The organism is Clostridium beijerinckii HUN142 (genome assembly GCF_000621745.1).
In the GTDB taxonomy this organism is placed as follows: Bacteria; Bacillota; Clostridia; order Clostridiales; family Clostridiaceae; genus Clostridium; species Clostridium beijerinckii_A.
On record NZ_JHXK01000033.1, the window covers coordinates 52,948 to 60,830 of the forward strand.

General features: G+C 26.3%; 8 protein-coding genes and 1 pseudogene. 5 read left to right on the forward strand and 4 right to left on the reverse strand.

Annotation, left to right across the window (positions count from 1 at the left end; genetic code table 11):
• The first annotated feature begins 167 nt into the window (after positions 1–167).
• Positions 168–809: a lactate utilization protein gene (locus T483_RS0115125; protein ID WP_026887622.1), complete on the forward strand. Its 642-nt coding sequence runs from the start codon at positions 168–170 to the stop codon at positions 807–809.
• 610 nt (positions 810–1,419) lie between these two features.
• On the opposite strand, the gene T483_RS0115130 is transcribed toward T483_RS0115125, so the two are convergent.
• Together T483_RS0115130 and T483_RS29200 are read right to left on the reverse strand one after the other, a co-directional pair.
• A complete protein-coding gene (locus T483_RS0115130) occupies positions 1,420–2,463 on the reverse strand; it encodes a galactose ABC transporter substrate-binding protein (protein WP_026887623.1) in 1,044 nt (347 codons plus the stop codon).
• Between the two features lie 123 nt (positions 2,464–2,586).
• Positions 2,587–3,638, reverse strand: a pseudogene (locus T483_RS29200) (galactose ABC transporter substrate-binding protein).
• A gap of 774 nt (positions 3,639–4,412) precedes the next feature.
• Between T483_RS29200 and T483_RS31645 the strand changes: the two are divergent.
• Positions 4,413–4,562, forward strand: coding sequence for a hypothetical protein (locus T483_RS31645; protein WP_196244883.1), 150 nt, complete (start codon positions 4,413–4,415; stop codon positions 4,560–4,562).
• Between the two features lie 158 nt (positions 4,563–4,720).
• Here the strand turns inward: T483_RS31645 and T483_RS0115145 are convergent, their stop codons facing one another.
• The gene (locus T483_RS0115145; RefSeq protein ID WP_026887624.1) at positions 4,721–5,380 is read right to left on the reverse strand and encodes a superoxide dismutase; all 660 of its coding nucleotides are present in this window, start codon (positions 5,378–5,380) and stop codon (positions 4,721–4,723) included.
• A 209-nt stretch (positions 5,381–5,589) separates the two neighbouring features.
• On the opposite strand from T483_RS0115145, the gene T483_RS0115150 reads away from it, so the two are divergent.
• Complete coding sequence (locus T483_RS0115150) at positions 5,590–6,003, forward strand: YmaF family protein (protein ID WP_026887625.1); 414 nt, start codon at positions 5,590–5,592, stop codon at positions 6,001–6,003.
• 720 nt (positions 6,004–6,723) lie between these two features.
• Here T483_RS0115150 and T483_RS29205 read toward each other — a convergent pair.
• Positions 6,724–7,017, reverse strand: coding sequence for a LytTR family DNA-binding domain-containing protein (locus tag T483_RS29205; RefSeq protein ID WP_242841873.1), 294 nt, complete (start codon positions 7,015–7,017; stop codon positions 6,724–6,726).
• A 305-nt stretch (positions 7,018–7,322) separates the two neighbouring features.
• On the opposite strand from T483_RS29205, the gene T483_RS30545 reads away from it, so the two are divergent.
• Together T483_RS30545 and T483_RS29210 are read left to right on the forward strand one after the other, a co-directional pair.
• A complete protein-coding gene (locus T483_RS30545) occupies positions 7,323–7,466 on the forward strand; it encodes a helix-turn-helix domain-containing protein (RefSeq protein WP_080697013.1) in 144 nt (47 codons plus the stop codon).
• A 142-nt stretch (positions 7,467–7,608) separates the two neighbouring features.
• Positions 7,609–7,883: transposase zinc-binding domain-containing protein (locus T483_RS29210; protein WP_026886919.1), on the forward strand; the 275-nt coding region annotated here is incomplete at its 3' end.

The window sequence follows — 7,883 nt, forward strand, 5'->3', positions numbered from 1 at the left end:
AGCGAAGAGTAGTGATATTACTATTTTGCTACGAATGAATAGGAAAATATATAATTCGAAATAATTATAAATGATCTAAACAATAAGATATTTATAATTCATGCTATAATAGTAAATTATGATTAAAAGGTATGTAACTTTAGTATAGAAAGGAAAAATATATTTCAATGGATAACAATGTTTTATGGTATAGAGAAAAACAAATTGAAAGAACTATAAATAATTTAAAAAAACGTAATATGGCAGGATTTTTTATTAATGATGAGGTGGAATTAATAAAACTTTTAAAAGAGCTTATCGATGAAAATTCTGTAGTAGGTGTTGGAGATTCGATGACACTTTCTGAAATGGGTGTTATAAATTTTCTTCGTGAAGGTAAATATAATTTTTTAGATAAGTACAGAGAAGATATTACAAGTGAAGAAAAAAAGCAAATATATATACAAAATTTTTCTGCTGATACTTTTATATGTAGTACAAATGCTTTAACTGAAGAGGGAGAACTATATAACATTGATGGTAATGGAAGTAGAGTTGCACCGATGATTTATGGGCCTAAACAGGTTATTCTAGTGACTGGAATAAATAAAATAGTTAAAGACATAGAAGATGCTGAAAGAAGAGTTAGAAGTTACTCCGCTCCAATTGACGCTAAAAGATTAGGAAAAGATACTCCATGCACAACTTTAGGGTATTGTGTAGATTGTAAAAGTTCAAATAGAATATGCAATGATTTTACAATTATTAGAGGGCAGTTTATTAAGGATAGAATAAAGGTAATTATTGTAGGAAAGCAGCTAGGATATTAATTAATTAGTTATATAGGAATATTAATGACGGATTGATATACTACAATATTCAGAAATATTTATGATAAGTAACTATTAAGATTCATGCTCATAATATAAATTATTAATAAATTCTTTGGAGAAAGATATGTTTGAATCATGATGAAGTTGCAATTTATGTGAATGACAATTTGTATAAAAGGATAGAGATTGAAGAATGGAATTAAACATTTACAGTATAGTAATTTAGATTTTTATTGTTTTGAAATTATAAAGGAATTCATATACCACAATATTCAAAGAAATGAATTTGTGGTATTTTTGTTCTTTTATAATATTGCATTCGCAAAATATTTTATTATTTGTAATACATTTAGTTATATGATGAGGTGGAGTGTACAACATAAAAAAAGTATATGTAATTACAAACTATTTTCTACAAAGTTCAGCAAATTATAATGGTGCTAATAAAGTATTTTGAAGATGTTATGTGTTACGTGAGGGAGCTAATAAAGGTGTGTGGATTGAAACTCAAAACCTGCAAGCAAATGCCTAGAATTAAAAGAAACTTTGAGATGCTGGTGTTATGATATAAAGTAATTTTTAGGGCATGGGCGTAATCCTGTGCCCTTTATTTTTTTATATACTCCTCATAAGGAAACGGAACTATAATTTCTCCATCAACAACATTATAGTTTGTATTTTCTGTGGGACTTAAATTGTTAACTAAATTCATTCCCACATTATAGAACACTTCTGCTAAAACTTTAGGATCTTGAATAACAGTACCAGTCATAAGTCCCTTATCAATTAGATATTTTGCTTCGGGAATTCCATCAATTCCAACAATAGCTATATTTTTTGATTTTTCACCCTTATTATAGCCATATTTTTGAAGTGCCTCAACTGCCCCTATTGCCATATCATCATTATTTGAAATTATTGCCTCAATTTTACCATCATATCTAAGAAATAAGGATTCGATAGAATCTTTAGATAAGGTCTTAAGCCAATTAGCATTCACAAATGCTAATTGTTCTGTGTTTATCCCTGAATTATTAATTGTTGAAATAGCATATTTTGTTCTGTCGATTGTTACTGGATCTTTAGCTTCACCATGTAATAGAACATATTGTAGAATGTTATCATTATTTTTATCTAGTGCACTTTTATTAATATTCCATAGATTAACTAGAATTTTACCTTGGACAGTGCCAGCTAAATCAGAATTTGCCAATATAAAAGCAGCTTTATTATAATATTTAGAAACTTTTGACACTACTTTTGGATCTACATCTAGAAAAACTATTGGAAGATTTTTTGATTTAACCTTAAGAATAATATCTTCAACAAAGTTTTCACTTGTATCAGCTAAGTTTGCTAAAATTAAATCAAAATCATTTTTTGAAATAGAATCTATTGTTTCATTTTGTGTTGCTATATTATTTTTGCCGTCAAAAAAAGTAAATTTTATTTTATCAGCATTATCCTTTTGGATATTTTCTAAACTTTGTTTAAGTGATGACATAAATGGATCAAATGTATATAATAATACGGCAACATTGGTTATATTTCTATTGTTCAAATTTAGATCATAAAATGTACTAATTCTAGTGAATTTTACTGTAATATTCATTAATAGTACTATAACTAATACTTTTTTTAATATCCACATTATAATCCTCCATCTAGGGTATTCTGTTTAATAATATGATTTTCTTCTAAAGATAAAATTTAGATTATATAATCAAGGTTAGAGGATGTAAATAAGAATCTGTGGCTAGGAGTAATCCAACAACTATTGCTTTTGTGGTTTATATTCATGATAAGGCATATTAATCGTAACTCCACTTTCATCAAATTTATAATTTGTGCCATTGAGAGGAGTGTTGCCAGAAATTAGATTCATTCCTATGGTATATATTGCGTTAGCATGGGCACGTGAATCTTGTACAACAGTACCAGTCATAATGCCTTGATTAATTAATTCTTGAGCTTCTGGCAATCCATCAATACCGATAACTGGAATATTTCTTGAGTTATCACTTTTATTATAGCCATATTTTTGAAGCGTTTTAATGGCACCTATTGCCATGGCATCATTATTGGAAATTATTGCTTCGATTTTACCATCAAGTGTTAATAGGCTTGATTCCATTGAAGTTCTGGCGCATTCTTCTTCCCAATTACAAGGTATTGACAAAAGCTCCTGAGTTTTTATTCCTGATTCATTAATTGTTGAAATCGCATATTTAGTTCTTCCAATTGTTTCTGGACTATTAGATGGACCTTTTAGCATAACATATTGAATTATATTATCTTTATTTCTATCTAATTTTTCTTTATTAGAATTCCATGCATCTACTAGGATTTTACCTTGAAGAGTTCCAGACTGATTAATATCTGTATCAATAACAACAGAATTATGGTAGTTTTTAATAAAATTTATTATTGGATTAGTTTTTGCATAATATAAAATTAATGGAATATTCTTCTGTACTATTTTATTAAGAGTATCTTGAAGCTGATCCATATTAGTACTAACTGGATTTAATACAAAAAGGTCAAAATTTCCATTAAGTGCTTTATCAATATCTTCATTTTGAGTAACTTGATTTCCACTTGCATTAAAAAAAGTAAATTGAACTTTATCTTCATTTTCCTTTTGAATATCTTCTAAGTTTTTTTCACATTAGAGATAAATAGGTCATTAAAGCTATTTAAGAATACACCTACTTTAAGCGGAGTTTGAGAACTACTATTTGGGCTAGCATATGTAGTTTGGTTAATACTATGTAATAAAAATATAGAGATGAAAGCAAGAGATAGTATCTTTTTTAATATTTTCATTTTAACCCTCCACGAATATTTATAAAATTACAATATTTAATACTAGATTGTCTCTCCATGAAGAATTTATTCTACATTTAAAAAATTATGTATTATAATAATTTTTGCTGAATTTCACAAATTCCAGATCGTAGAGGTATAGCAGTTAGTCATACTAGTCTACCTTTTAGTTATTTGTAAATATAAATAGTTATCTACTTATTGTTTATGTGTAAATACAAAAGTTTGTATATTATTATATGATTAATCTAAGGTATTATGGAACTTGTTAATGTAAATTATGTTTTTTATTTCAAAAGCAGTAGTCAGGAGGTCTCTAACCACTGCTTTTTATATTAAAAAATAAACATTAAAGATGATAATATTTTCTGTCTATTCTTGCTAAAAAATTAAGGCATGGAGAAAATACCAATTATATTAATTAATATATTGTAGAGTAAGGAAAATGTTACCCAAATAAAAGTTTATTATTACATAGTATTATAGATTACTATAAATTTTAATAAAAAATAAGGATCATACATAAAATATAATCCATTTAAGTATATATACATGAACCAAGAATACCCAACCACTATTATTATATTGGAAATTCTAAGAAAAAAGAACAAAAGACAGCAAACATTAATTAATTTACTGTCTTTTGGCAACCTGCCAAGCTATAAAAGATTAGCAACTATAGTATTAGCAAATTTCCAATATTTATACTATGGATTATTTTAGCTTGATATAATATAATATTCCACAATAATATTAAGGTGGTGATTTTATTTTATGAAGGATGTAACTATAGATACAATCAAAGATACAATAAGAGATCTTCCAGAAGAGCAACAAGAAGTAATCTTATACTTAGCAGAAATATTTAAAGGTGAAGAAGATACTATTAATGAATATGTCAAAAATGAATTGCTTGATGTATAACGTAATAATTGATATAATATGTTCGGCTAGATTTCACGAATACTAGTTTTAAAGGTAGATTGGGAAAAAATACTTAATCTACCTTTTATTTTAATATATTATGGTATAGAAAAAATGTTAATAAAGTATAAAATAAAAAAGAATGAAATATAAGAAAATCAAATAAAAGATAAATTACGAAATTCAAAAGGATAATGATTAATTCTTTTCATATCTGCATTTTGCATTGAGCGAATATAATTTCTAAACCTATTATTTAAAATATTCCAGTTTATGTTTTTTATAAATGTAGATATATATTTTCCTTTATCAGTACCAAAATCCATAAAATATGCATGTTCGTAAAGATCCATAACTAATATAGGATAGGAAAGCCATACAGCCCCAGTATCGTGCAAATCACTTCCTATTATATGAAAATTATTATCTATGGAGTCAATAGAAAGTACTGCCCAACCTCTCATAGATAACCCTACATTTGTAATATAGGATATAAAATTATCATAAGAAGAAAATTGACTTAGTATAGAATTAAATACAGGACCACTAGGGGTATTATTACCTCCAGTCATATTTCTAAAATAAAGTTGATGAAGTTTTACACCGTCTAATGCATATGTTTCTCCAAGTTTTAAGCTGCGCATTTTGGAATATGTTGCATTGTTATCAGTATAGTTATCAGGTATATAGGGAATATTCCAAATTTCATTTAATTTATTTACATAACCTTTATATAGTTTGTAATGTTCATCTAACTGTTCCGTTGAGATTCCATTAATTGATTTAAAATCAAAGGATTGAGGTTGTATATTTCGCATAAAATTACTCCTATAAATAAAATATATTATTATATAATTACGTAATAAAAATTCAATTATGCATAAATATAAAGGAAGTAAGTTTATATACTTAGGCTACCTTTTATTTTTTTAGTAAAATTAATAACAAATTATGTAAGTTAGCATAATATAAGATTAAGAGATTATTAATTTAATAATTTATAATAAACAACGAAGGGGAAAAGAAGATGGGAAACAATTATTATAATTACGATAAAAATAAATGTGATTATAACGATAAAAAGGATTATGACGAAAAATATTACAAGATAAAAAATCATAATCATGAATTTGAATCAAGTACAGATTATGAAGAAGATGATGAAGGTGAATTACACAATCATCGTATTGCTGGCGTGACTGGTCCTCCAATTAAATATGGGAAAACTCATATTCATAAAGTAGCTGAGTTTACAGATACTTTTGGTGATCATTTTCACGAGATTTGTGATACTACTGGTCCAGCTATTTATCTTCTAGGTGGAAAACACATTCATTTAATAAAGGGTAGAACAACTGTTGCAGATGGACATCAACATGATTATTTTTTCACTACTTTAATTGAAGATCCTACTAATGTACCAGAAGATAAAAAATGTTAAAATCGAATAATAATATTTAAAATTAAAGATATTTAAATAAAATTACAGTTACAATGAATTATATAATTGAAAAATGTTAGATTGCTAAGTATAGCTATAATCAAATAGAATAAACGAAACAGTAGTTAGGATTAATCCTACTACTGCTTTTTAAGTTAAATATGCGGTCATGTTTGTTTAAGATTAAGAAATATAATTGGTGAGTACTAACATAAAATTAATATATTACAAGTTAAAGATAGTGTCAGCAGTATAAATACATGCATATTAATATGAAGGAAAAGTTTACAGTTTTGTTAAAATGTATTAAAATTTAATTGTGGCAATTGATAAGATTGCTTTGGTATTCATTTAAGCATTTCGAAATAAAGGTAGTAGAGAGAAATTTCTATTCCCTTTATTTCTTTTATGTTAATGGATATATAATAGCAGTAGTCAGGAGGTTTCTGACTACTGCTTTTTTATAAAAACGAAAGGTAATATAAATTTTTTATTAATACACATAAAGATTAACGCTACATGGAAAAATTGTTACTTTCCATATTAGTTAATATATTGTAAAGTAAGAAAAATGTTACAAAAACGAAAGTTTTTCATTACATAGTGTTATTAAAATTGAGGAAATTATGTACTAATAGAATATATGTAGTGATAAAATCTACAAATAAAAGTAGCAGATAGAACATATTTAATTAATAGATTACTCTGTATAATCCCTCCTTATAATCCTAGCTTCTTTTTGAATACAGGAACAAATTGTCTTGAGATGAATATTTTTTCTCCATTTTGTAGTAATGCTTGAAATTTGCCATAGGAAACTGGGCTAACAGATTCTATTTTGGAAATATTAATAATTATCGATTTCGATGCTCTAAAAAAATCATTGTTTTCGTATTCAGACTCAATTTCGTAGAGCTTAAGTTTTGATTGAAAAATCTTTTGTTTACAATAAATAAAGACTTTATTATCCACAGATTCAAAATAGAATACATCTTTAGGGTTAATGATGTGCATCTGTAAATCCAATAAGCTTTTTAGAATATGATTTAAGCGAATAAATTAATTGGAGTAATGATTCGTCAGGCTCGTTACATTTTATTATTATTTCCGGTTCTTATCCAGCAGGGATATTTTCGATAGTGATTTTCATTTCCACGTCCCCCCTTATTTCTTATATCTATAGTATATGTTAGCAATTCATACTATTTAATAGCTCTGAAGTAAGCTGTAAAGCTGGTTTGGTAAGTTGTATTTTTAAATTGATAAGTTGAAAAATATGCTCGTTGAAAGAGTGGGCTAAATAAATAATCCTTTAGGATTTGTTAAATGAAATTAAATATTATACAGTCTATCATGAATTAAATAATAGAGTAAATTTAGATCATATTGATAAAATATGTGAAGTAGTAGGATGTGATCTTACAGATATATTAAAATATGAATCTAGATTAATTCGTTCTTAGGGAAGTATTGGCTAGCTAATAAGTCTCTTGTATTTTAATAATACGAGAGATTTTTTTATTGTATAGGAAAGTATAAAAATTCCGATCGCTGAAAGCGCGGTGTAGACTTGTATTGAGTAAATTTATGTGGTAAATTGATGAAATGATTAAGAGTAAATTAAGAATAATATTAGAAGAAAATTGGAATGAATTTTATAAAAAATATAAAAATAAAATTAGACCTAATGTTATTGCAGAAGTGAAAAAAGTTATGAAATGCAAGGATATAAGTAATGGCTACATTGAATTAAAATGTGATGATTGTGGTGAAATAAAGAAAGTTGGATTTACATGTAAAAGTAGATTTTGCACATCATGTGGTAAGGTTTATGTTGATAATTGGGTTAACGGAATGCTAGGAAAATTAATAAATGTAAA

Coding starts and splice junctions, on each gene's coding strand:
- T483_RS0115130 (WP_026887623.1), bottom strand. CDS start 2,463: ATGTGGATATTAAAAAAAGTATTAGTTATAGTACTATTAATGAATATT.
- T483_RS29205 (WP_242841873.1), bottom strand. CDS start 7,017: ATGCACATCATTAACCCTAAAGATGTATTCTATTTTGAATCTGTGGAT.
- T483_RS31645 (WP_196244883.1), top strand. CDS start 4,413: ATGAAGGATGTAACTATAGATACAATCAAAGATACAATAAGAGATCTT.
- T483_RS0115145 (WP_026887624.1), bottom strand. CDS start 5,380: ATGCGAAATATACAACCTCAATCCTTTGATTTTAAATCAATTAATGGA.
- T483_RS0115150 (WP_026887625.1), top strand. CDS start 5,590: ATGGGAAACAATTATTATAATTACGATAAAAATAAATGTGATTATAAC.
- T483_RS0115125 (WP_026887622.1), top strand. CDS start 168: ATGGATAACAATGTTTTATGGTATAGAGAAAAACAAATTGAAAGAACT.